Source organism: Aeoliella sp. (assembly GCF_965227375.1).
Classification (GTDB): domain Bacteria; phylum Planctomycetota; class Planctomycetia; order Pirellulales; family Lacipirellulaceae; genus Aeoliella.
In genome coordinates, this window is sequence record NZ_CBDDFX010000001.1 from 1,076,192 (window position 1) to 1,099,906 (window position 23,715).

At 60.2% G+C, this 23,715-nt stretch carries 25 protein-coding genes and 1 pseudogene; 14 read left to right on the forward strand and 12 right to left on the reverse strand.

Annotated elements, in window-relative coordinates; translation table 11 throughout:
- Positions 1–386: 386 nt before the first annotated feature.
- The 5 genes from ACQK2L_RS04445 to ACQK2L_RS04465 form a co-directional block, all read right to left on the reverse strand.
- Positions 387–779, reverse strand: coding sequence for a DUF3800 domain-containing protein (locus ACQK2L_RS04445; RefSeq protein WP_425395720.1), 393 nt, complete (start codon positions 777–779; stop codon positions 387–389).
- Positions 686–994 (reverse strand): DUF3800 domain-containing protein, encoded by a 309-nt coding sequence (locus ACQK2L_RS04450; RefSeq protein WP_425395721.1) that lies wholly within the window; start codon positions 992–994, stop codon positions 686–688. The genes ACQK2L_RS04445 and ACQK2L_RS04450 overlap by 94 nt, the downstream gene beginning before the upstream one ends.
- A gap of 27 nt (positions 995–1,021) precedes the next feature.
- The gene (locus tag ACQK2L_RS04455; protein ID WP_425395722.1) at positions 1,022–1,984 is read right to left on the reverse strand and encodes an IS1 family transposase; all 963 of its coding nucleotides are present in this window, start codon (positions 1,982–1,984) and stop codon (positions 1,022–1,024) included.
- A 511-nt stretch (positions 1,985–2,495) separates the two neighbouring features.
- Positions 2,496–2,876, reverse strand: a complete 381-nt coding sequence (locus tag ACQK2L_RS04460; protein ID WP_425395723.1) for a helix-turn-helix domain-containing protein — start codon at positions 2,874–2,876, stop codon at positions 2,496–2,498.
- Positions 2,877–2,893: 17 nt separating this feature from the next.
- Positions 2,894–3,337 carry a hypothetical protein gene (locus ACQK2L_RS04465; RefSeq protein ID WP_425395724.1) on the reverse strand — a complete coding sequence of 148 codons (444 nt, stop codon included), beginning with the start codon at positions 3,335–3,337 and terminating at the stop codon, positions 2,894–2,896.
- Between the two features lie 220 nt (positions 3,338–3,557).
- Between ACQK2L_RS04465 and ACQK2L_RS04470 the strand changes: the two genes are divergently transcribed.
- A complete protein-coding gene (locus ACQK2L_RS04470; protein ID WP_425395725.1) occupies positions 3,558–3,722 on the forward strand; it encodes a hypothetical protein in 165 nt (54 codons plus the stop codon).
- Between the two features lie 42 nt (positions 3,723–3,764).
- Entirely contained in the window at positions 3,765–4,721 is a 957-nt protein-coding gene (locus ACQK2L_RS04475; protein ID WP_425395726.1) for a peptidoglycan DD-metalloendopeptidase family protein, read from the forward strand.
- 79 nt (positions 4,722–4,800) lie between these two features.
- On the opposite strand, the gene ACQK2L_RS04480 is transcribed toward ACQK2L_RS04475, so the two are convergent.
- From ACQK2L_RS04480 to ACQK2L_RS04490, 3 genes are all read right to left on the reverse strand, one after another.
- Positions 4,801–5,226, reverse strand: a complete 426-nt coding sequence (locus tag ACQK2L_RS04480; RefSeq protein ID WP_425395727.1) for a GNAT family N-acetyltransferase — start codon at positions 5,224–5,226, stop codon at positions 4,801–4,803.
- A 50-nt stretch (positions 5,227–5,276) separates the two neighbouring features.
- Positions 5,277–5,651, reverse strand: coding sequence for a DUF2237 family protein (locus ACQK2L_RS04485; protein WP_425395728.1), 375 nt, complete (start codon positions 5,649–5,651; stop codon positions 5,277–5,279).
- Between the two features lie 77 nt (positions 5,652–5,728).
- Complete coding sequence (locus ACQK2L_RS04490; RefSeq protein WP_425395729.1) at positions 5,729–7,081, reverse strand: hypothetical protein; 1,353 nt, start codon at positions 7,079–7,081, stop codon at positions 5,729–5,731.
- A gap of 572 nt (positions 7,082–7,653) precedes the next feature.
- Here ACQK2L_RS04490 and ACQK2L_RS04495 point away from each other — a divergent pair.
- Positions 7,654–9,327 (forward strand): sigma-70 family RNA polymerase sigma factor, encoded by a 1,674-nt coding sequence (locus ACQK2L_RS04495; RefSeq protein ID WP_425395730.1) that lies wholly within the window; start codon positions 7,654–7,656, stop codon positions 9,325–9,327.
- Positions 9,328–9,484: 157 nt separating this feature from the next.
- Entirely contained in the window at positions 9,485–10,615 is a 1,131-nt protein-coding gene (locus ACQK2L_RS04500) for a hypothetical protein (RefSeq protein WP_425395731.1), read from the forward strand.
- A 58-nt stretch (positions 10,616–10,673) separates the two neighbouring features.
- Here ACQK2L_RS04500 and ACQK2L_RS04505 read toward each other — a convergent pair whose 3' ends face one another.
- The 3 genes from ACQK2L_RS04505 to ACQK2L_RS04515 form a co-directional block, all read right to left on the reverse strand.
- Entirely contained in the window at positions 10,674–12,830 is a 2,157-nt protein-coding gene (locus ACQK2L_RS04505; RefSeq protein ID WP_425395732.1) for a prolyl oligopeptidase family serine peptidase, read from the reverse strand.
- Positions 12,831–12,947: 117 nt separating this feature from the next.
- Positions 12,948–13,880: a DUF1559 domain-containing protein gene (locus tag ACQK2L_RS04510; protein WP_425395733.1), complete on the reverse strand. Its 933-nt coding sequence runs from the start codon at positions 13,878–13,880 to the stop codon at positions 12,948–12,950.
- Entirely contained in the window at positions 13,877–14,086 is a 210-nt protein-coding gene (locus tag ACQK2L_RS04515; protein ID WP_425395734.1) for a hypothetical protein, read from the reverse strand. Before ACQK2L_RS04515 ends, ACQK2L_RS04510 begins: the two co-directional genes overlap by 4 nt.
- Positions 14,087–14,273: 187 nt before the next feature.
- Between ACQK2L_RS04515 and ACQK2L_RS04520 the strand changes: the two genes are divergently transcribed.
- From ACQK2L_RS04520 to ACQK2L_RS04560, 9 genes and pseudogenes are all read left to right on the forward strand, one after another.
- Positions 14,274–14,687: a hypothetical protein gene (locus ACQK2L_RS04520; protein ID WP_425395735.1), complete on the forward strand. Its 414-nt coding sequence runs from the start codon at positions 14,274–14,276 to the stop codon at positions 14,685–14,687.
- 111 nt (positions 14,688–14,798) lie between these two features.
- Positions 14,799–15,056, forward strand: a pseudogene (locus tag ACQK2L_RS04525) (type II secretion system protein); the annotation flags it as partial.
- A gap of 590 nt (positions 15,057–15,646) precedes the next feature.
- Positions 15,647–16,384 (forward strand): PEP-CTERM sorting domain-containing protein, encoded by a 738-nt coding sequence (locus ACQK2L_RS04530; protein ID WP_425395736.1) that lies wholly within the window; start codon positions 15,647–15,649, stop codon positions 16,382–16,384.
- 78 nt (positions 16,385–16,462) lie between these two features.
- Entirely contained in the window at positions 16,463–17,473 is a 1,011-nt protein-coding gene (locus ACQK2L_RS04535) for a PEP-CTERM sorting domain-containing protein (protein WP_425395737.1), read from the forward strand.
- A 595-nt stretch (positions 17,474–18,068) separates the two neighbouring features.
- The gene (locus tag ACQK2L_RS04540; RefSeq protein WP_425395738.1) at positions 18,069–18,884 is read left to right on the forward strand and encodes an all3515 family Zur-repressed PEP-CTERM protein; all 816 of its coding nucleotides are present in this window, start codon (positions 18,069–18,071) and stop codon (positions 18,882–18,884) included.
- A 209-nt stretch (positions 18,885–19,093) separates the two neighbouring features.
- Entirely contained in the window at positions 19,094–20,116 is a 1,023-nt protein-coding gene (locus ACQK2L_RS04545; protein ID WP_425395739.1) for a DUF1559 domain-containing protein, read from the forward strand.
- 155 nt (positions 20,117–20,271) lie between these two features.
- On the forward strand, positions 20,272–20,580 hold the full coding sequence (locus ACQK2L_RS04550; protein ID WP_425395740.1) for a hypothetical protein: 309 nt from the start codon (positions 20,272–20,274) through the stop codon (positions 20,578–20,580).
- Between the two features lie 104 nt (positions 20,581–20,684).
- A complete protein-coding gene (locus ACQK2L_RS04555; RefSeq protein WP_425395741.1) occupies positions 20,685–21,410 on the forward strand; it encodes a DUF6677 family protein in 726 nt (241 codons plus the stop codon).
- 14 nt (positions 21,411–21,424) lie between these two features.
- Complete coding sequence (locus ACQK2L_RS04560) at positions 21,425–21,646, forward strand: hypothetical protein (RefSeq protein WP_425395742.1); 222 nt, start codon at positions 21,425–21,427, stop codon at positions 21,644–21,646.
- A 133-nt stretch (positions 21,647–21,779) separates the two neighbouring features.
- Here the strand turns inward: ACQK2L_RS04560 and ACQK2L_RS04565 are convergent, their stop codons facing one another.
- Positions 21,780–22,832, reverse strand: a complete 1,053-nt coding sequence (locus ACQK2L_RS04565; RefSeq protein WP_425395743.1) for an ROK family protein — start codon at positions 22,830–22,832, stop codon at positions 21,780–21,782.
- A 101-nt stretch (positions 22,833–22,933) separates the two neighbouring features.
- On the opposite strand from ACQK2L_RS04565, the gene ACQK2L_RS04570 reads away from it, so the two are divergent.
- Positions 22,934–23,704, forward strand: coding sequence for a dienelactone hydrolase family protein (locus tag ACQK2L_RS04570; protein ID WP_425395744.1), 771 nt, complete (start codon positions 22,934–22,936; stop codon positions 23,702–23,704).
- Positions 23,705–23,715: the final 11 nt, after the last annotated feature.

The window sequence follows — 23,715 nt, forward strand, 5'->3', positions numbered from 1 at the left end:
TCTGTATATGCGAACCGCGTGCCAAAAGGCGGTGGTGCTCAAATAAGTGTGCTCCCCTGAGTGGGGGGATACCGCCTGTGGACCCAGCCGCCACCGGCCCGATATATCCCCTGCGTCCGCTCTTGCCGGCGCTTCTTGTGCTAGTTGTCAAGAGCAATTTAGGGTTGAAGGGGCCATTTAACTCCAATACTCGAAGCGCAAGTGCAATGCAGTAAAGTGTTTATGTAAAACTCAAAAATTTCAATTTTAATGCTAGCATTGGAGTTTTTGTCGTTGACTGCCACAACTTTGGTCGATAGGATTTAAGCAAATGACCCGCTAGCCGAACTGTCACCCAATGGTGTGCGTTCCCTTCTGGGATAGGCTTCGCGGGTTTTTTTGTGCGCTCACGGGAAGCTGGATACAGTCCATTCCCGACTTCGAATTAGGTCCCGGTAGTATTCTTCCCCCTTTTTTTCTGGGTGAAACGAGCGCGAAATCGCCCCACACGCCATGTCGGCCAACTGTAGAAGGTTGTGCTTGTGGGACTCTTCGCTTTTTACCTTTTTGACCATCCCGTCGTCGTACTGCCTATTTAAGTCCTCCTTCAGGCACTTTGCCATCATCTTGCGGAAGTTGCTGCTGCCAGTTTTGTCGATCACGATTGTCGCATCATGCACTTTACTGGCGTGCAGCGAGAAAGCAGTCATCTCGGCATTATGAAGAAAAGGACGGTTGAAACCAGCAATTTTGGCCTTGTCGATTGATATGCCAAAGTAGTTGAAATCGAACTCCAGCATTTCTCTGAAGAAGCCAACTCGCTGATCGTGGTTGGTTTTGCTGAACTTGAATCCTTCCGAACACGCAGAGTGCTCTTTAGTTCTTCGATTTTGCTATGGCATAGAGTTGTCTGGCTGCGATCGGCAAAGATTACAGCACAGACTGTGAAGAAGGGGGACGACCCTCGCCCGAGCTTCATTCCCAAGCAGCCGGATTCGTCAACATAGGCCCACATGCAATCGTTGGCTCGCCAAGTAGGAGATTATACGCCCTCACAGATTCTCTCTAGTAAATCACGTGCTGTCCACACCTCAGTAGCCAGCCCGTGAGCCATCGCCGGAGTCTGCCCCTTCAGGCTGCGATGCTTCCTGCAATAGTTGTAATGGGCGAAGAACAGCCCCAGCGCCCGCTTGTGGTTCGTCCACTTCTTTGAGAAGCAGTAGGTCAGCCGGGCCATCCGCTTGCAGAACGTGCGGATAGAACCGTTCATCCGCTCCACATGCGAAGTGCATATCTGCTCTTGCTGGTAGAGATCACCATGCACGGCGGTTTTCGACGCGCCCAGTATACGGGCGGGAGAATAGCGGCGGGTGTTCATATCAATCGTGCTGCCGTATATCTTCACCAGCACGCCATGATCGACGCGGTGGCCCAAGATGTTGCGGATGGTGCTGGGATAGCTCTTGAAGCCGTCCGACGAAATGTGGAAGTGTCCGTTAGTGGCGCGGTCGAGTTTCGTAACGAACTGGCGGCAATGCTCCTCAGTCCGGCGGCCCATGTGCCAGGTGACTAGCAGTTTGGTCGAGCGGTCCAGAGCGGTGAAGCAGTAAGAGTCACCGCAGCCGCCAACGTAGTTGAGTTGCTTGGCGGTGGCTTTCTTGCAGAACACGTACTGCCAGATTTCGTCAACCTGAACGTCGCCCACGAACTGGTCGCGGATGTTCTCAGCCATGTAGGCTTCGCACCGCTCGCCCACGTAGACCAACAGGTCCAGGATAGTAGGGACGGACACTTTGGTCATGCGGGACGTAGCACGGACGCTAACGCCCTCACACAGCATTTCGACGACCATAGCGGCGGTGTCCAGGTCGATCCGCATTCCGCCCAGCGTGGCGGTTTTCTCGGTCCAGCTCTTGCCGCAGTCTTTGCAGCGGTAGCGGGTGGCCCCGGTTTTGGTTGTTCCGTTTTTGCGGCGTCTCTCATGTTGGCATACGGCAGAAATCATCGCGAATCCGCTCCCATTTGCTGGGGCTTTCGCGTATGATTCAGGTGTCTAGGCTGGAATCAGGCGAAAGCCTTTTTCAGTCGGCCCCGGTTGGATTGCCGTCCTTCCGGGGCTCTTTTGTGTCTGATTAAATGTTAAACAATAAATACCCGCCGTGCAATAGGCTTGACGGAATTTTTTGTAAAACAAATAATGGTGGCATGAAGAAAGCCACACCACCAAAGCGGGGAGCGCCAGAGAAGCCCCCAGAACAGCGCAAGAGCGTCCTGCTGGGCGTGAGAATGACGGAAGCCGAGCGAGCCGAGATTGACGCGGCAGCGGACGGCAAGGCGTCTACGTGGGCCAGAGACGTGCTACTGAGGGCTGCGCGCAGGCGCAACCGCTGAGCGGAGAGAGGGGGTTACGATCCCACCCGTGTATAGCCGGACCCCTCCGGCAGCTTATAAGACTGCTGCGCCACCAAGACGCGGGCCGCTCTCCATGTCAGAGAGCGGCCCGCGGGGCGTGGATGTTATTCGTCGTCATTTCCATTGGTTGAAACAAGCAGTTCTGACAGACGCTGCCGCCAATAATCGGGATAAGTGCGAATCTCATCCATGAAGCGGCAGGCCATGGGGTTTACAGGACTTCCCTGCTCCCAACCTTGAACCGTTTTCTTGTTTACTCCGAGAAACTGTGCAAAGAGTGACTGGCTCATTTTCAAGAGCTGTCGAGTTTCCTTGACTAGCTTCGGATCATAGGGGGTTGGCTCTAGCTTCAAGTGTACCTTTCTTGTCGTGTAAACCTTGCAAATGTCGTCCCCGCGACGCAAGGATTCGTTGAAGTCCGCGAGGCGCTCGATTACCTCGCGTTCAATGTCTCGTTCCGTTTTTGTTTGGCCGTTGCTCGCCATAAAGGTCCATCCTTTGATTATTTGAAATGTCGTTTGCTCAGAATGATCCTCTCTTCTTGGATTAGGCTTTTGATCGCACTTCTAGCCTTGACTCCAAATGGCCGTTCGTGCTTTTTCGCGTACGCCATCACCAGCAATACATGCCAGCAGTCTGGGAAGTACACGTACAAAACACGAAGCGCTCCACGCTTGCCGCAATCCCAGTTGGGAGGCGAGAACCTCAGTTTCCGAAGTCCTCCCGTGCCGGGTATCACGTCGCCAGCAAGCGGATCGGCCATAATCTCTGCTTGAAGGCACCCAAGATCATCCTCAACATTCAAGTCCAAGCGACTCCAGTCGGCTTGGAAGCCTCGTAACTCTGTAAAATTCAGCAAACTCTCTGGACTGAAAACATGCGCCGGGTAACGAAGCGTCCCCAGGTCGACTCGGCCCTGGGGGTGCCGTGCTTCTTCGTCTGGCATCTGTACTTCCTTTTACGGGGTCTACCGAAACCTCCTGTTTGCACAGGCCCCCCTGCACCAAAGTGTACTATATGCCAGGACACTTTGTCGGTCAACAGGGTTCGCAGACTTTAACCCCTCTTCAGCGGGAGCACACTTATTTGAGCACCACCCAAAAGGCGGTGGTGCTCCGAAATGCGGGTGCCCGAATGCTCGGCGGTGTACCGTGAACCCCCCGGCCATGGCGAACGACTGCTCGCGGTACGTCGCCATCGTCCCGGTAGAGGGTGACTTTCGCTTTGTCCCAACTTGCTCGCCCGAGTCGACCGCGCGGGCGATGTGGGTACAGACCAAGCCAATCGTCGTGGCGAATAATCCCTTTGCTAATTCTCGAAGCGACCTCTAAGCTGCGACCTGCAATCCGCCCAGTTCCGCCCCCGGGGAAGGCATGAACACCAAACCGATATTCTGCTCCCTGTTGCTCGTGGCGACCACCGCGGCCCAGGCGGAGGGTCCGCCTGAAAAGTACGTGCTGGACTACCCGCAGGTGAAACAGTTCTGTCCGCCGGTTCGGTCGACGTTCCACGAAGTGCAGAATAGCCAAGGCATGGTCAACGGGCGGCGTTTTCGGTACCAGCCGAACGGTGGTTACGGCTTGAAGGTGGTCCACAAGGTGGGCGACAAGAATCTCATCCATGTCGGTGCCGACCTTGGCTGGCGGCGGGTCGGCGAGCCCGTGTTCGCCGTGGCCGACGGGGTGGTCCGGGTGTCTCGCGGGCCACGACTGGAGGAGTCGGAGGACACGGAGAAGGACGCCGATGAAAAACGACCTTCGCGTCGTCCATCTTCAGCAGCTCAGTTGGAATGGGGTAACCTGATTGTCGTCGAACACCGCAACGACCAAGACGAGTACGCTACCACCATCTACGGCCACCTCGATACAAAGCGACTGGTTCAACCAGGCGACATCGTCACGGCGGGCCAACAGATAGGCACCATCGGGCGGCGGCACGTGCAGGTCAACGGCAACTACGATCCGCACTTGCATTTCGGTGTAAGGAAGGGGCGGATTGCGGAAGTCGGCGCCGTGCTGCTGCCAACCAGCCGCGATACCAAGGAAGGGATTGTCCTGAAAGCGCTGGGCGAAGAGGAAATCGAACTGCAGCTGCCCCCGACCATGCATACCCCGACGCGGTTACGCGTCGGTGGCAAGGACTACGCGATTCGGGATCGTAACGGAACACCGGTTGCCCCAGCCAGCCTGCTGTGGCACGTTCGGCCTCCGAGTTTTCCGATCATCGGCTACGCCCTTTCGACCGACGACTGGCGCGACCCGGTGCAGTTCCTCCGCGAGCAGCAGGCGGATACTAACCCCGCCCCGTTCCAACCGGCTGTGGGACGGTGACTCAACTGCGAGCCAGGCGAAAGACAAGCGATGAAGCGTATGCCGGTCACCGCTACGCGGCTGCGTCGTACGCTTTAAGTTACTCCCCCACCACCCTCCAGCACGAATCGTGCTTCTCCATCCCAATGTGCGGGTAGTAACTCGCCGCCTGGGGGGCGGAGAGCAAAATTAGTGTCGTTGCCAAACCGGCGCGCTGATGAGTCTCTTGCACCAGTCGGCGGCCAATGCCGCGCTGCTGATGCGCCTGGTCGACTGCCAAGTCGGAAAGGTAGGTGCAGTAGCTATAGTCGGTGATGGCCCGGGAGACGCCGACTAGTATGCCTTCGGCGTTGCGGGCGGTGACGATCAAGTCGGCGTGCTCGAGCATCTTCGCCACGCGCGCGGCGTCGTCCACCGGGCGGCGCTCGGCCAGCGTCGACCGGTGCAAGACGTCGATGAACTCGTCGACGGTCAGCTCGGACTCCACCGCGTAGGTAATCTCCATGCTGAGTTCGCGCTGTTGCAAGGGGAAGGATGCTTGGTCGACACAACGTGGCGTCGGCCGGAACGGCCGACCTACTTGGGGACTGCGTGCTCTCTGAGTTCCGCCAGCGTGGCGAATTCCAGGGACGAGATGTGGCAGGCTTCGAGGACCACCGGCGGGGCCATGCCGGCGTCGTAGGCTTCTTTCCACCGCGCCGCGCACAGGCACCAGCGGTCGCCAGGTACGAGGCCGGGGAAGTCGTACTGCGGGATGGGCGTCGACAGGTCGTTGCCGCGGCTCTTGCTGAACGCCAGGAACTCGGCGGTCATCTCGGCGCACACCACGTGCACGCCGGAGTCGCCGCCGCCGGTGTGGCAGTAGCCATCGCGGTAGAAGCCAGTCATCGGGTCGGTGCAGCAGGGGAGTAGCGGCTCTCCAAGCACGTTCTTAGCAGTGGTTCCAGGCATGGGGGGCGACTCTTCTTGCGGAGGGAAACAGGGGCGCTCGCTCCCTCCAAGCATACCAGAATCGCTTGCCGTGGTCGCTACTTCTGCCGCGTGGGGCGCTGGGCTTGCTGCGCGCGGGGCAGGAGCGTGAGTTGATCGACGAGCACCCGATCCTGATCGGCCAGTCGCTCGAGTTGCCCGCTTTCGATCATCAGCGACAACGCCAGCCGGTGCAGTTGCTCGTCGCCCTCGGGCGGGGCGATCTGGTAGCAGTGCCATTCGACCTGGACGTCTTCAATGGTTCCCGTGGCCACGATCTCCATCACTCGGCAGCCGTTGCGATTGACCCACTGCGACTCGCTCTTCAGACCGGCCGAATGCTGCGACAACGACCGCATCACGTCGCGGCGAAACTCGCCCAGCGCCGCCTGCGCGTCGAGAGGCTTGGCCTCGAGCCGCACCAGGTTGCCGTGCGCCACGAGCCCCTCGGGAGTCACTCGGCGGAGTGTCATGCTATCGCCGAGACTGCCGGTGACGTACCAGCGGTGGTCGGTCGAAGTGGTGAAGCCCAAATGGTCGCTGGCGAGTTGCACCATTTCGATCGCACCCGCGCCGGCTGCTTGCGCCTTGGCGATCCGGTCGGCGGTGAGCTGCGGGTCGTCGGCCAGGTCGCGCTTCATCCGCACCTTGGTGACCATCGTGCAGCCAGGCGTGGCGGGACCAATGGCGCGGGTCTCGCGCACGGCGAGGTTCAGGTGCGAGATTCCTTCAGTCGCGCGGCGGTAAAGGTAGATGCCGTCGAGTTCCAGTTCGACGCTCGAACCGTCCACCACACCATGCACCGTGCCAGCCACCTGACAGCGGGCGTAGTGCTCGTTGGCTTCGACCAGCACGCTGGTCACTTCGCACACGCCCACCGAATCGACTCCCAGCAGCGCCTCCATGGTCGGCACATCGTGATCCCAAGTGTCGCCGATCTCGACCTGGCGACCTGGCAGTAGACCACCGGTGGCCAGCGAGTCGGCCACGGTCTGCAGCAGCTCAAGTTCTTCGCGGTCTAGCGGACCTTCCACGCCGGTGAGCAACTTGCCATTGGCGAGCACCAACCGCCGCGAGTCTCGCAGCGCCAGCGGACGTTCGCGGCCTGCGATGGTCGCTGTGCCTTCGACCGTGCGGTAATACCGAACGCTGCGGGTCTCCCCGCCCGGCAGACGTGCCTCGTCGTATTCCAATTTGGCGTTGGCTGTAATTTGGGGGGTGTTTTCGACGCTTTCCTCTTGGGTGGAGGGAAGTTGGAGCTGTCCGCCCAACTCCAGCTCAACCGAAACAGCCTCCACCGCGCCAGTCGGTGCGGCGGCGACGAGGCGGATCGCCTGTTCGCAACGTGCCTGCTGGGCTGCTACCGAAATGGCAGCGATCACTAAACAGCTGAGAAAGCGTTGTTGAACCATCCTGCGACATCCCTGGGCAGTGGGAGATTGAACATTGGAAACCTGTCGGGTTCATCGACGAATAAGCGGAAGAAAGTTCAATTTCCTGACCCCAGTCGAGCGGTTGTAAAGATGGGACGACTACGGGGCCTGTGGAACAAACACGAAATGACTATGTTTTTCGCCCAAGAAATCGCTGCAAAGGTATATTTTAGAAGACCTTACGACTTTTCTGCGGCAAACCCGAGGAACCACCGGGGAAGAAAAACCGTTAATGGCGCGAACTTTCTCTCGACCCAATTCCGTCTTAATGCGTACAACAGGTACCGGCTGAACTTCGCTAGCAAGCCTTGACCGCTACGGATTAGCGGAATACGCGAGCAAGTTTGGCCAAGATTGTCACGGCCCCGCCGAAGTACATCTGTGCCACGGGTGGCCAATTTTTCCCAGAACCTTTTCCACGACCCAACCCTATACAAGGAACCTGAGACCCGGATCGGAACTACGTACAACGGCTAGAGAAGTAGGTACTAGCTGCGAGTGATCGCATGGAGAGTACGGACCGAGGAGGCGACAGCAGAAAGGGGTGACATATGCATCGCCACTATGAATCCGACGCCATTCGACGCCTGCGCGACCAGCAGGTGAAGTACGCTCCGCGCGCCAAGCGCTTGCAGCAAGTCGAGGCGGCCGAACAGCTCATTGCCGACGTAGACGCCGAAAAGACGTACACGTACGAATTCGTCTGCTACCGGGTGACCGGTTACCGGCCCGACACCGGCGCCGAAGACGCCAACGCGAAAATCAGCGGCGAAGCGCTGATGCGCGACCTGCGCCTGTTGGTCGAGGACCTATCGGACTCCATCGACCTGGAAGCCGACGCAGCCGGCGAGCAGGTGCTGACCGTCGAGCAACTCGCGCGGCAGTTTAACGTCTCGACCAAGACCATCTCGCGGTGGCGCGAACTCGGTTTGGTGAGCCGCCGATTTGTATTCGACGGCCGCAAGCGAGTTGGCTTCCTGCGAAGCAGCGTCGATCGGTTTGTGAAGACCAACGGCAAGCGCGTCTCGCGCGGTGCCCGCTTCAGCCAGCTGACCGACGAGCAGCGCAACGACATCATCAGCAGCGCCCGCCATCTGGCGAGCGGTGGTGCGTGCCAAAGCGAGATCTCGCGACGGCTCGCGGAACGCTCCGGGCGGAGCATCGAGACGATTCGCTCGACCATCCGCCAGTTCGACAAAGAGCATCCGCAACTGGCCATCTTCCCAGATGCCAAAGCCCCGCTGACCGCAGCGCAGAAGAAGCGCCTGTTCCAGCAGTACCGCCGCGGCATGCCGATCGACAAGCTCACCAAGCAGTACGGCCGCACCAAGACCACCATCTATCGGGTGATCAACGAGGTGCGGGCCGAAGAAGTGGCCGACTTGCCGCTCGACTTCATCCCCAACCCGCGGTTCAGCCGCAAAGGCGCCGACGCGGCCTGCCTGGGCGAAATGCCCGAGGCCGAGAAGGCCACTCGTAAGGCGAAAGTCCCCAGCGGTCTGCCGCCGTACCTGGCGAGCCTGTACGAGATGCCGCTGCTGACGCGCGAGCAGGAAGCGCACTTGTTCCGCAAGTACAACTACTTGAAGTTCAAGGCCTCCAGGCTCCGCGATTCGCTCGACCCAACAAACCCCAAGGCCACCACGCTCGACGAGATCGAGGAATTGTACGACCAGATCGTCAGCACCAAGAACGAAATCGCGCGGGCCAACCTGCGACTGGTGGTGTCGATCGCTAAGCGGCACGTTACGCCCGACCAGAACTTCTTCGAGCTGGTGAGCGACGGCAACATGTCGCTGCTGCGGGCGGTGGAGAAGTTCGATTTCTCACGCGGCAACAAGTTCAGCACGTACGCCACGTGGGCGATCATGAAGAACTTCGCGCGGACCATTCCGGGCGAGTTTAAGCACCGCGACCGCTTCCGCACGAGCCACGACGAGTTGTTCGCGGCCACCGAGGAGTCGCGTGCGAATCCGATGATCGAGGAGTCAGCTCAAAACCACCGCGAGCGACAGATCGAGAAGATCCTTCGCAAGCTGGACGAGCGCGAGCAGAAGATCATCATCGGACGCTTCGGACTGGATCATAGTCAGGAACCGCAAACACTGAAGGAAGTAGGCGCGGAACTCGGCGTGACCAAGGAACGCATTCGCCAGATCGAAATGCGGGCGCTCAGCAAGCTCCGCCAGGCGGCCAAAGAAGAGAAGATCGCGCTGGATATCTAATCCTCACGATCCAACAACACGCACCTCCGTAGCCCCGAGCAAACTTTGCTCGGGGCTATTTCTATGGGTGGGAACGAATTTGAAATACGTCTAACCCGCTCACCCGAATGCATTACAATGACGGGTGCCAATTGACTCCTCCTGAATTTATGTTGCCATGCGAGTTCTGCTTCCGATCTTCATTGTGTTGCTCGCCGCCGCTCGTCCCAGTGCGGCGTGTTTGTGGGACTACGACACGCTGGCCATGGAACGGCAAAGATTCCCCGAAGCGCACGAATTGATTGCCGGGTACTTCGTCCGCCATTCCGATGCCTACTACCGCTGGCGAATCGAGGATCGTACCGCGAAAGTCGAAGCGGACAGGACACCCGGCGACTACGACGACATCGCCGTGGCGCAGGAGAAGCTCGGGCAGCACGACGCGGCCATGGAGACCATCCGCGAGAAGATAAAGCGCTGGCCGGACGAAGGAGAGTACGAGTCGCAAGCCAACCTGGGAACGTTCCTGATCCACGCCGGGCGGTACGAGGAGGGCTTGGAGCACATCAATGCGGCCATCGAGATCAATCCCGACGCCCACTTTGGTCGCGAAATCTATCAGAAGCTGCTGGTGGAGTACGTGATCGCGGCGAGAGAAGGCCGCCCCAGCTCTCTTCCACTTTCGGAAGACGAGTATTCGGGCGACGGATTCTTCCGCTTCGTCCTGGATCAACAACAACTCTCGAATGCTGATAGCGACGACAAGGCAAGCGAATCGCAACGTGCTGTGCACGGCGTGCTAGGAATGATGCGGTTTGGCAACCACGATTCACCTGTCTTGCTCGAAGCACTTGGTGACTTGCTAGGGCAAGGACACTACCCCCTCAGTGACGCCAAGATGCTCGCCGCGCGCGCCTACTTGCGAGCCTCGTACGAAGTGGACGATCCGTCAGTCGCTGAAGCCTATCGATTGAAGGCGGAGCACGCGATGCAATTGCAAAGCGAGCGGTCCCTCGAAGAGATCGAGGCGAGCCTCAAAGAAGAGATCGCAGATGGCAAAGCGCTTGCCGAGCAGATCGCGACGGACGAGGCGCAATGGGCCGCAGCTGGCCTGGATCTCGATGAGCAGTTCGCCGCGAAGTACTACGACACACCCCAACTCGACCCGGATCGTGCCAACTGGCGGCCGTGGACGATCGATGAGCGAATCCTGGCAGCCGCCGTGACCTTCCTGGGAGGACTATTGCTCGTGATCGCGACGATCGTCTACCTGGTGGTCCGCTGGAGGCGTCGAAGTGCTCGGGCGTGAGGCCACTTTTCCCGACGAGGCGGAGCTCGTCGGCTATTGGGCTACTCTTTGCGGACGTTTACTCTCCGTCCCGCACCTTCACGCCTAGCTCATTGAACACGAACGCCAAGACGTCCACCTCCTGTTCGATGCGTTCGTCGAGTGGGGTGCCGGCGCCGTGGCCGGAGTCGCTGCTGGTGCGCAGGAGCGTCGGTGCGCCACTGGAGCTGGCGGCTTGCAGCCTGGCGGCCATTTTGCGGGACTGCATGGGGTCGACGCGGGGGTCGTTTGCGCCGGTGAGGAACAGCACGGGTGGGTAGGCGGTGCCGTCTTTCACGTTGTGCAGCGGCGAGTAGGCCAACAGCGCCTCGAAGTGCTCGGGGTTCTCGACGGTGCCGAACTCGGTGATGTTGAACGCCCCGTTGGGCGACAGCTCGACGCGCAGCATGTCGTAGATGCCAACGTGCGACACCACGCACTTCATCAGGTCGGGATATTGCGTCATCACCGCGCCCATCAGCAGGCCGCCGTTGCTGCCACCCTCGATCGCCAGGTGCTCGCTGCTGGTGTAACCGCGGTCGATCACCTTGCCCAGCACAGCGGCGAAGTCGTTGAACACGTTCTGCTTGTTGGTGAGGTTGCCCTCGAGGTGCCACTCTTCGCCGTACTCGCCACCGCCGCGGATGTTAGCCACGCCGACCACGAAACCGTGGTCGAGCAAAATGCGATTCAGCGAATTGGCCCGCGGCGTGAGGCTCACTCCGTAACCGCCATACCCCGTGATGATGCATGGATTCTTGCCGTCGAGCTTGGTGCCCTTCGGGAAGATCAAGTTCACCGGCACCTTGGTGCCGTCCTTGCTGGTGGCGAATTCGCGCCGCACCTCGGCGTCGTCGAACGATACTGGCAGCTCGTAGCGGAAATCGGTCACCGCGGTGACTCCGCTCTCCGGGAAGTACTGGTAGGTGGCGTTGGCCGTGGTGTAGGAGCCCGATGAGAACAGCACCGAACCATCAGGACCCCAGCTCAGCCCACCACTCGACGCGATGGGCGGTTGGGCGGGGCCCGACAGTGGCTTGCCGGCCAGGTCGAACACGCGAATCTCGCTTGGGCCGCCCAGTTGGTAGACCACGAAGATGCGGTCGTCGCCCGCCAGCAGTGAGCCGCCGCCCCAGAAGGTGCTGACCAGCGTGTCTTTGCCTTCGGGCAGCACCACCTTGGGTTCGGCAGAGCCCAGCTCGCTCACCGGAATGTGCAGCAGCTTGCCGCGCGGCGCGCCGGCGCGGGAAACCATGTAGATGTCGTTGTGCTTGCCGAACTCGGCTTGGATGATGCGGTCGCCGAACTCGCTGAACTGCCGCCACTGGCCGTCGGTGTCGCGGAGGTAGTGGGCGAATTCGCCGCCGTCGCCGTACTGGATGGTGGCGATCACTCGACCGGTCGCCTTGTCGACCTCGACGCGCGTCTCGGCGATGCGGGGCGAGTCCTTGCCCAGTTCGTAGCGATCTTCCTCGGTCGGCGTGCCCAGCGTGTGGAAATAGACCTGCTGGTAAAAGTTCATGTCTTCTTCCGCCCGCTCGCCCTCGCGGGGATGGCGTGTGTAGTAGAAGCCGCTATCGTCAGGCGCCCAGGAGAGGTCGCCGCCGGCGGTGCCGGTGTTGACGCGCGGGACTTCGTCGGCCAGTTGCTTGCCGGTGGCAGTCTCGTACACACGCACGTCGCCCACCTCGTGCCCGCCGATCGACAGGCACACGGCCACGAGCTTGCCATCGTGCGACGGCCGATACCATTCGATGGTCGTCGCACCGGACCCGTCGAGCTGGTTGGGATCGACCAGCACCCGCACGTCGTCTTCATGCATCGGCGAATCGGCGACTATCAGGAACGATTGCTGCAGCGGCGGCTGATTCTTCATCGCAAACCAGTTGCCCCCGGCGTACGACACTCCGCCATACCGCGCGGTCTTCGCGGTCATGATGGCGGTCACCTGCTTGCGCAGCTCGTCAGTGCCAGGCAGGGCGTCGAGGATCGATCGCGCGTAGGTGTTCTGGGCGTCGCTCCACGCGCGAACCTCGTCGTTGTCCCAGTCTTCCAACCAGCGGTACTCGTCCACGACCTTGGTGCCATGGTAGGTGTCGGTGACCGGTCGTTGGGCAGTGTCTGGCGGGGCTGCCAGCGAGGTGGATGTCATGGCGATGGAGAGGGCAAGGCAGCTTAGTACCGCGTGAAGTTGCATGGCTGGAGCCTGGTGAGAGTCGGTGAGAGTAGTCTGTATCTTGGAAGTGTAGGCCGCACCGGACCAGCGTGCCACTATGGCCGATGGGGCTCCAAGAAAATACCTGAAACTACCGGTTCAGAGATCGGCGGTCACCTCGCCGACATTCATCGTGCCCATGGCTTGATAGACCACCAGTTGGATGTCTTCCGCCACGGCGTGCACCGAACCGTCGCACATCAAGAACTGGGCGATGCCGGAATGGGGAGCCGAGACGTCGCGGTCGTCGCTATCCGCGGCGTTGGGTGTGTGCCCGGTTTGGAACAGCACCATGTGCCCATGATCATCGGTGGGATCGTCGATGTCCCGTACCGCGCCCACCCAAGTGGTTTCGTACTCAAAGTGGTTGCCGTGCGAACCGGCGGTGCGAAACGGTCCGTTCTGCCGCTCGCCAATCATCAATGTGCTGGAGAGCCCGTCGGTGATTTCGCGCAACTTAGTCTTGCTGTTGCGGTAGAACGGCCCCCAACTCCGCGCGAACGGGCCGAGGGGATTCAATTGGCCACGCTGTTGCGCCTGATCGTCATCCAGGTCGGGCGTGCCGAAGTTGGCGACGTAGCAGGCCATGGCGTAGGTCTCGTCTCCCATCTGGACGAAGCCCGTTGGCGAGACATCGTCGGTCGGGCAGAGCAGCGTTTCGATGTGCCGGGTGCGGGCTGCCTGGTTCACCAAGTCGAACACGGGCTTATCGAAGTCGAGTTGGTCCCGCAGCGACTGCAACTCCATGAACGGCAGCAGCCACGCTCCCCACGAATAGCCGCGCTGGTTGCCATCCGCAGCGGCGACGAAGTCGTATCCCGGTGGCAGGTGTCGATAGGACGATTCGTAGTTGTGCATCGCCACTCCGATCTGGCGGAGGTTGTTCTTGCACGACGCCTTGCGAGCCGACTCGCGAGCGGCCTGCACGGCGGGCAGCAACAAGGCGACAAGGGTGCCAATGATGGCGATCACCACCAATAGTTCAACAAGCGTAAATGCGGATCGACGGTGTGGGTGTTTCAAAGGGGTCATGGCGCGTCGGAGTGGGAATCTTGGTGGGTGTGGGGGTGGCTGTGACCACCGGTGGGATATTCGGCATGCTGATGGCCGTGCTCGATCTCGGCCCCGTGGACGTGGTAGTGCTGATGCTGCGACTGGTCCAATCGCACGTCGGGCCCGGCCGCTCGAGGCGAACATCCGATCAGTGGTAGCACCAGCAGCCAAATTGCAATTCGCATGGCAGTTGTGTCCCTCATTGCGGGGTGCCGAGACGTCTAGAACTTACCCGCATCGGAGTAGCCATGCCAGCTTCTCGCGGCGCACAATTCCCCCGAATCGCCCCAGGGTTGCAATTGTCAACATTGACCCGACCCTGCCAGCCTGATAACCTACGGTATTCAGTCGAAATTCCCCTGCAAGAAGCGTATGTCCCGCGTCCGGCAAATCATCGCGTCAGTTCTCGTGCTTTCTTACGGCCTGGTGGCCGTGGGCGGGCATGGGCTGCATGCGTTGTTGCCTTGTGGCGATCCCGACTGCGTCGCCGAGGCGACCTCGCACGACTGCTCTTGCGGGCTGTGCCACAGCGAGCCGGAGACCACTGGCAGCGAGCCGGCCAACAGTCCCGCGTTCGGCAAGCCGGAGTCGGGCCACAACACTCACACCTGCGTGGTATGTGCCCTACTGGCAAAGGTGAAGCTGGGTGGTCCTGACGGGCCGATGGTGCTGGAACTTTGCGACCACAGCACGGCTGAAAAATGTCTCCATTCGTCGCGGGTTCCTGCGACTTTTCTGCTAATTCACGCTCCTCGTGGGCCGCCGGTGTCGGACATCCTGGTCTGATTGTCTTTGGCCTCTGCTGCCGATGCCTTGGCAGCGGGGATTCCGCACCATTTCTGAAGGGCTTTTGCGCATCGCGACGAGCGTATCGTCGCGAACCGTAGAGCGAGTTTTATGCGTACTCACCGAGCGTTTACACTGGTCGAGTTGTTGGTGGTGATCGCCATCATCGGCGTGTTGGTTTCCATGTTGTTGCCGGCGGTGCAAGCCGCCCGCGCGGCTGCCCGGCGCACCCAGTGCTCCAATAACATGCGGCAGATCGGGTTGGGAATCCACCAGTTTGCGGACGTTCACAAAGGTCGTTTTCCTGGCTTGTGGCACGAAGCGGACAAATCCGAATCGTGGATTTTTACGCTCGCGCCGTACATGGAGAACGTCGACAAAGTACGTTTGTGCCCCGAGGATTTGAAGCGTATCGAGCGCCGTAGCGGTGCCGATACCAGTTACGTGATGAACGGTTACCTGCGTCGGCCAACCAAAGCTGAAAAGCTGGTTCACCCCGAAGAGGCAGCCGACATGATCTCCGACCTGTACGACCTGCCCGAGACGCATGCCACGATCATGATGTTCGAGGCGGCCGATACAACCGCGGTGGAGTTTCAGTTCGATCACGTACACTCGCCGGAATGGTTCTCCGAAGAGAATCCGACACCCGAAGATCGGCTAAAGGCTATCGAGTACGAGGTCGCCACCGAGCGACACTCGCACACGGCGGCCAACTATCTTTACGCCGATGGCCACGTCGAGGCGATCCCCGCCTCGCAAATTGCCGAGTGGGCCGAAGAAGAACACAACTTCGCCCGCCCGCCTCAGTAACGCTCCGCTAGATAGCGGATTCACCGATGCCTGCGCGGATCGCCCGCGCATCGGTCTGCATGGACGCCGCATGTCCGACTTGCGCCCAGCGTGCGCGCGTCGTTATTCATCATTGATTCATCCTCGAGTTGAAACGAGCCACGATAATGAAACGCTACACGATTCTTGTTGCATTGCTCTCACTACCTCTGGCCCTGCCCGCCATGGCCCAAGAAGAGCATGGTCACTTTGATATCTTTGTTGGTCGTCCCGCGACCGGCAGCCAGACCCTAATCGGCGGCGCCGAGGTGCCCGATGAACTGAACCTCACCACGCGTGTGTTCGAAGGCGATATGGAGCCCGATGAAATCGCCGGCAACAACTTCTTTACCACCACGGAACCGGGAATGTTCAACGCGGGTAGCGGTATGCCGGGACTGCTGGGAGCGACAAATCCGGCCGGAGCGCTGCCATTGGATGAAGGCGAGTCGCCCACAGTGCTGAACACTCCAGCTACGCTCGCCGGCGTGACTTCCGACTTGTTCTATTGGGACGGGACCGGCGAAGTGATGTTTGGCGATAGTTCGGCCGACCTGGTAATCACACAGACTGGTGGCATCGCCGGTATGGATGGTTCGATCGACGACCACCCGTTCCTGGACATCGACGACCCGCTTTCGGACGACCTGCCCGCCGGCGGTATCTATCTTGCACCGCTCTCCGTGCAGCTTGATGGTTTGGCACCCTCTGATACAGCCTGGGTGCTGCTGGTAGCCGGCGAAGAGTTTGAGGATGTCGTCGAGTTGGCCGAAGAGTACGTCTCCAGCCAATTCGTGCCCGAGCCGTCGTCGGTCGTTTTGGTACTGCTAACTGCCGTGGGTGGCTTGTTGGCCTATCGTCGTTAGCCTTCAATCGCACCGTGGCCGCTGCGAACTGAGTGTCGCGGCGGTCACGGATTACCTTGCTTCAATCGTTTTACAGTTATGTGCAATCCAAACTCGCTTAGACTCCTTGGTGCGTTGACGCTCGCGGTCGGTCTCGCGTCGACAGCGTCGGCGCAGCATGCCGACATCATGGTGCAGCACCAAGACGGCAAGCTGGTTACGGGCCTCGCTGAGCTCCAAGGCAACACTTTCACGATTCCTACAAGAGTGTTCGTAGGCAACTTGCTCTCGAACTATCGGGCGCTCGACCCAGGGTTCTTTTCGCTCGACGAAGACAATCCGTTGCTCACTGTTGGTGCGCTACCCTCCGGAACCAACCTGAACTTCGACTTCCTGCCGATGACAGTCGAACAAACCGTGTCGAACTTGTTCTACTGGGACGGGCTGGACGACGACATGAATGGGCTCGATGAGCAGGACGTCGATTTCGTACGCCCCGACAACGAAGTGTACAAGGTGATCAACAACGGAACCTTCACGGCCGACGCCAGCGACCAACTGATCGCCGGCGGGCTGATCGAGACCACCGCGTTCGATGGTTCCATCCACAAACACCCGGCCTACCGGCTAGAGACGCTCGACGCCACGACCCCCGATGCCGGCGTCTACCTGCTCTCGATGCAGCTACGGATGGATGGTCTGGAAACGAGCGATCCGATCTTTCTGGCGATGCGAACTGCCACGCTGGGTAGCGACGCGCTAATCGCCGCGCAGACTTGGATCACCGACAATATCGACATGCTCACTTCGCCGCCGATGCTCGCCGGCGACTACAACGGCGACGGGCTGGTGAATCTGGCCGACTACACCGTGTGGCGGAACACACTCGGATCGACCACCGACCTGTCGGCCAACGGCGACAACACCGGAGCTAGCGAGGGTGTGATCGACGCGGCTGACTACGCGGTGTGGAAAACAAACTACGGCCAGTCGCTCGCGCCGGCAGCGATGGTCGCAGCGGGAGCGGTTCCCGAGCCGGCGACAGTGGCCCTGCTGTTGGTTGGCTTGGCCGCAGCATCGATTCAGTTTCGCTACCGAATGGCGCAATGACGCGTGACCAAAAACAGTTAGCGATTTGGCTTCTGGGAATTGCCGCTGCCCTGGGCAGCGTCAAGCCAAACCTGCATGCGCTGTTAGGTTGTCATTGCCAACTCTGCTCGCTTGAGGAACTGTCGGACTGGGCCACTTCGACCCTCGGCTGGGACGCTCCGGCAACGAATAGTCGCGCGATCGCGTCGGTCTCTTCACGGCCGGCTAGTGGACAAGTCCCATGCTCGGAGTGCTTCGCTTGCCGCGTGCTGGCGAACGTTGGCTACTGGCCGGACGATCGCGGCGTTGCGATATCACTTGCCGCAGGCGAGCGGGGAATTCGCCTACCGCAACTTCTCCAAACACCGCTCCAAGTCTGCGAAGACTGTCTGCCACGCGGCCCTCCAACGTGGCCTTCTTGTCACGGTCGCTGCGAAGCCTGATTGCCCAGAGGGGGCAAGTCGGGCGGCGGTGACTGCGCATCGACGATGGAGTCCCTTTGTTTTTGCGCCGGCAGAACGTTTCTGGCTGGTGATCGCTCCCGGTATGCGCTGTTGTGGCTACTGGGAGCGCTCGATTTACTTCGACTTAGATAATCAATTTGGAGATAGATATAGTGACTACCAAGAAGTTTGGCATTGCATGCTTAGTTGCTGGTTGGATGGTTGTGGCACAAACCGCCTCGGCGGAGTTCCTCAACTACTACGTGGCCCTCGATACTCGTAGCGAGATCACCTATGGAACCTACTTGGGACTTCCGAATCCCAATCAGGACCGACTCACGTTTCTTTATGCACATCCTAATGAGGAAACGCCCGAGTCGAACCACTTCCATGGGATTGGCACCTACTATTACGAAGGTCCCGTAGAAAGCGCCACGCCAACAACCACCAACGGCAACAATCGCCTTCCCGAAACCTATACGGGGCAAGCTCCACTCACCCTGCAGCCTGGCAGCGGCGCGTACGCTGGCAAGTTGGTGAGCGGTGAGAACGGCGAGCACTACAGCGATCTGACGTTCGCCAGCGTTCACGATCTTTCGGGCTTTGCACCCGATGCACCGGAGACCTACATGTACAACAGCAGCGCCATGGGCTACCAAGGCTCGCTGGATGGTGTGCAGTTGGGACTCGAAGTGGTGTCGATCACGCCTGGGTTGCACCTGGGAAGCGCTGGACTAGGAGCCGCCGAAACGCTGGAGGTGGGCGACGTGAACTCGCTGCCATACGAGCCGGTGTTCTGGACCGAAGCGGATGCCGCGCCTGGAAACTACTCGGCTGAGTTGCGGCTGGTCGATCTGGCGGGCAACCTGGCATCGTCGGGTACGTTCCACATGGACTTCGCGGTTGTTCCTGAACCGTCGACGACCGTTTTGCTGGGACTCTCGCTAGCAGCCGCACTGTCGTGGCAGTGGCGTCGTGTCGTGAGGTAACGCGTGCCCTACGGGCGTGCAATCGCCCTGTGTAGGTTTGTTAAGCCCCTCTGCGGATGCTTATCCGTGGAGGGGCTGTTTTTTCCTTGACGTGGCCAAGAGCATCATGGACCATGAATAACTCTACTTTCGCCGCGACTATCCGCATCTGCGGCGCGGTGTGCGTTGGAACAACTGGTTTATTGTCAAATCTCTGCGCGGAGATGTTCATGCCTAGGGCAAATCGCAATATTCGCTTTCGTTGGCCAGCTGGATTCACGCTCGTGGAACTGCTGGTCGTCATCGCGATCATCGGGATATTGATCGCCCTGTTACTGCCGGCCGTGCAGGCGGCTCGCGAAGCGGCGCGGCTTACCCAGTGCAAGAACAATCTGAGACAAATCAGCCTGGCGACGATCCAGTTTCACGACGCAAGTACGGCGTTTCCACCAGCGAGACTACGAGCACTCAGCTACGAGGATGGCAACACCTGCGAGACGACACAACCCTCATGGCTAGCGCGGATACTCCCCTTCCTAGAGCAGCAGGCAATCGAATGGCAAGTGTACGATTCGTTTGAGAATCACTCGGACGATCTTCGCGAGTTTGCACCCAGCGTGTTTGTTTGTCCCACTCGGCGGTCGGCCAGCGACGCGGTGATTCCCTCGAGCATAGTCGAGCAAGAATTCTTCTACGGCTGTGGATGCAGCTATACTGAGACCGTGCAGCTGACCGGCGGTGCCGTGGGCGACTATGCAGCCAATCATGGCGACTACACCGGCGGCTCTGCTGGCGACGAGGCCTACTGGCGCGGTGGCAACGGCACCGGAGTGATCATCTCCAGCCGTCCACTCTGTCGCGAAGGCCGCCCGGCCGGTTGGCTCGACAAGGTGCGTATCAAGGACGTGGTCGATGGCACCTCGCACACCGCCCTGGTTGGCGAGATGCACGTACCGGCCGATCGCTTGGCGCAAGTGCCAGAGAACGGGCCGATGTACAACGGCAAAGATCTGCCAGCGTTCGCCCGCATCGGCGGCCCTGGTGTACCGCTGTCTCGCGGCGCCGAAGACGACACGGTGCCAGTGATCGGCTTTGGCAGTTGGCACCAAGGCGTCTGTCCATTCGCCATGGTGGATGGTTCAGTGCAACTGGTCGACAATTTCGTCGATGTGGTTGTGCTGCAGAACATGTGTAGTCGCGGCGAAGCGATTCCGCGGCGTAGCAGTGCGGATTCCACTGGGGGCGTGCGATGATTCGCTCGCCGAGGTGGTGGTTCGCATGCTGGCAACAGTTGCTGATAGGCGGCGTTGCTTGCGCAGTGGTTGGATGCGGCGATTCTCGCCCTGCAACTCATCCATCTGGTGGTGTGGTTCAGTTCGACGATGGCACTCCCGTCCGATACGGCGTCGTGAATCTGGTACCGGAGTCTTCTGGACCCTCGGCGCGCGGGAAGATCAACTCATTCGGCGAGTTCCAACTCGGCACCTTTGAGGCAACGGACGGCGCTCTGGCCGGTAAGTATCGAGTATTGATCGTTCAGCACTTGCCATCAGCCGAGAAAATACAGCAGGCGCCCTCAGACCATGAACATGGGCAGGACAGCGTGGTTCCGCTCGCCTATTCTCAGGTAGACAGCACTCCGCTGATTGCCGAAATTGCCCCAGACGACAAAAACCGTCTAGAACTGACGATCGAGCGATCAGGCCAATCGCAGTGAATTCCGCCCGATCTGGCCAAAAAAGGCCGTTTGGGGCACAATAAGGAGTTTGGTCGGGCGAAGAACCGTCCTGTCGATCGACCCTACTGTCCCCAACGAGCGAAATGGCCGAGAAAACGCCCAACATCAACGCGACCTCCGTCGACGGAGTGCCGGAAGTCGATTTGCGCGACGCTCGGTTGGCCGCCTTCCTGGCGTGGCTGGTGCCCGGGCTGGGTCACTTGTACCAGCGGCGGACCGGCAAGGGGCTGCTGTTCATGATCACCATCCTGGGTACGTTCGCCTATGGCATGTACCTGGGCGGCGGGCGCGTGGTGTACGCTTCGAGCACCAAACCACCTATTCCGATGGGGGTCAACAGGCAGGCACTCGCCAAGGCTCTCGAGAACGCTGGGCGGTGGCATTACTACTGCCAGCTACCAGTGGGAATCGCCGCCCTGCCGGCCTACGTGCAGACCTGGCGGGTGGAGAGTGGCCAACCGCCGATCGATTTGTTTGGCGACAACTTCGAGCGCCCGCCTTACACGCCTGACCAAGTGAAGTACTTCAATGGCATTGGGAGAAATGAGGAACTCGACCCGGAACTGAAGTCCAAGTACTTCCAATCCAAAGACCACGCAGGCAATGTTGTTTATCACGCGACTGAGCAGCAGCAGTGGAACCACGATCGGAACTACATGTTCGAGTTGGGAACGGTGTTTACCATGATCGCCGGGCTGATGAACGTGCTGGCGATTTGCGATGCGCGGTGGGGGCCTCTGGTAGCTTTGCCTCCGCCTGACGAAAAGTCGAAAGACAAGAAGCCCGACAAACCTCCATCCAGCGACTGAGGCTCCGCGCGAAGATGATGCCAATCCTCATGAACCTGTTGCCACTGGCCGCGATGACCGGACGCCTGTGGTACGCGCTGCCGCTGGTGGTGAGCGTGAGCCTGGTTTACGCGGCCACGCGCCACGAAGAAGTGCCGCAGATCCTCAACCACGCCTGGCGGTTCGCCATGTGGATCTTCGTGTTCATGGGCATCGGTGCGCTAGTGATGCAAATCACCACCTGGTCGCTGCGTTAGCGACGCAGCTGCGTACTATGGCCGCCTCGGCCGTAGCACTGATGCATGGCCTTCGCCACTGGTGTCATTCCGACCCCAACGCCATTCGCTGTGGCTACGGCCGGGGCGGCCATAGTACTGCTGGTCGTTCGACTCAGTCGTAGCAGTGCGCCAGCGCGCCGATCACGGGGGCTGCGTCGCCGCAGGCGGAGAACTCGAAGCGGTCGAGGTTGCGGAAACCGTCCAGGGCGTGGGCGCGGTAGGCGGCTTCGGCGTTCAGGCGGTAACGCTCGCGCACATCCGGCGCCAGGTCGCACACGCCGCCGCCGATTACCACCAGGTCGTAGTCGCCCAGATAGTTGATGTCGAGTAGGGCAATGCCCAGTGCCCGGGCCTGGTCGTCGAACAGTTGCAGCGCCAAGGCGTCGCCAGCGGTGGCCATCTCGCGGAGACGTTTGGCCTTGTCGCGCACGGTGCCTTCCTGCTGTTGGAATGGGTGATCGCTCCATTCGTCGAGCGTCAAACGGTACCTGAGTTGGTGCGTCAGCCCGGTAAGCGACACGGCCGACTCGACCGTGGAGCACGAGTTGCCCACCTGCAACTTGCGATCGTGGTCGTAGCGGAACGCGAACTCGGGCAGCAACAGGTGCCCCGCGTGCCCCGCGCGGCCTTCGAGTCCACGCACCACGTGGCCGTCGCGCACTTCGCCGCCGCCGAGCCCCGTGCCGACGATCACCATGAACAGCGAACGGAGCTTGTCGTCGGTATCGATCTCGCTCTGCACCGCGTCGTACTGCACGTGGCCGCTGCGCACCGAGTACTCGCCCAGCGCGGCGGCTTGGCCGTCGCCAATGTAGCGGACCGGGATGTTGATGCTCCGGGCGTGGAAGCCTTCCTCGAGCGCCTGACGGATGTTGAAGCGGTCCCAGTATTCCGATTTGAGATTGGGCGTCTTGAGCAGCACCCCGTCGAGCGTCGCAGGGCCGGGTGTGGCGATCGTGGCGACTTCGATCTGGTCGCTGTTGCCACCCAGGCTCTCGACGCCTCCCAGCACGGCCTCGATCACCGCTTCCACCAGCGGAGCAGGACCGAGGGCCGAGTTGGTCTCGAACTGTTCCGAAACCAGCAGTATCCGTTGTTCGGCGTCGCCAATTGCCACGGTGCTGGTGGTGCCGCCGACATCGATGCCAATGAAGTAACGCGCCATAGTGTCGCCCAAGAGGTAATGAGAGAGTGATCGTGGTATAAGTGTTTTAGGCCGTAGAGCTGCCAAGTTCTAGTGTTAGAATTCGACCCCAGGAAACTCCCATGCTTACGCGATCATTGGCGCTTGTTGTTTGTCTCGTCTGTTGTCCCGTGTTGCTTGCCGGCGACCTGGAGCCCTCGCCCGGCGAGCAAGTGGCCGCCCGGCTGATGGTGACCGTCGAGGGCGATACGCCGCGCGAGGTGGAAGTGCCATTCCTGTTGTACGTGCCCGAGGACTACGAGGCCGGCGATAAGGCTTGGCCACTGGTACTGTTCCTGCACGGAGCGGGCGAGCGCGGCGATGGCAGCGACGAGCAGTTGAAAAAGGTAGCCGTGCATGGCCCTCCCAAACAAGCGGCCGCCGGACGGCAGTTTCCATTCATTGTTGTTTCGCCGCAATGCAGTTACGACGAACCCAACATCCCGCGCGGCTGGCAAGCCGATCAGCTGCTCGCGTTGTTGGATAAGCTCGAGACGGAGTTGAAGATCGACACCGACCGCGTGTATCTCACCGGCTTGAGCATGGGCGGCTTCGGCTCGTGGCGTTTAGCCGCCGCGGCGCCGACACGATTCGCAGCCGTGGCGCCAATCTGTGGTGGTGGCAATACCAACGATGTGGCTGCGCTGGTGGAAGTACCGGTGTGGGCGTTCCACGGTGCAAAGGATCCCGTGGTGAAGCTCGAAAGCTCCATCAAGTGCGTCGACGCAATCCGCGAAGCGGGCGGGCATCCTCGTTTGACTGTCTACCCCGAAGCATCGCACGACTCGTGGACCCAAACGTACGACAACCCGATGTTCTACGAGTGGCTGCTTGGCGAACGACGGCAGAAATGACGAAATACCCA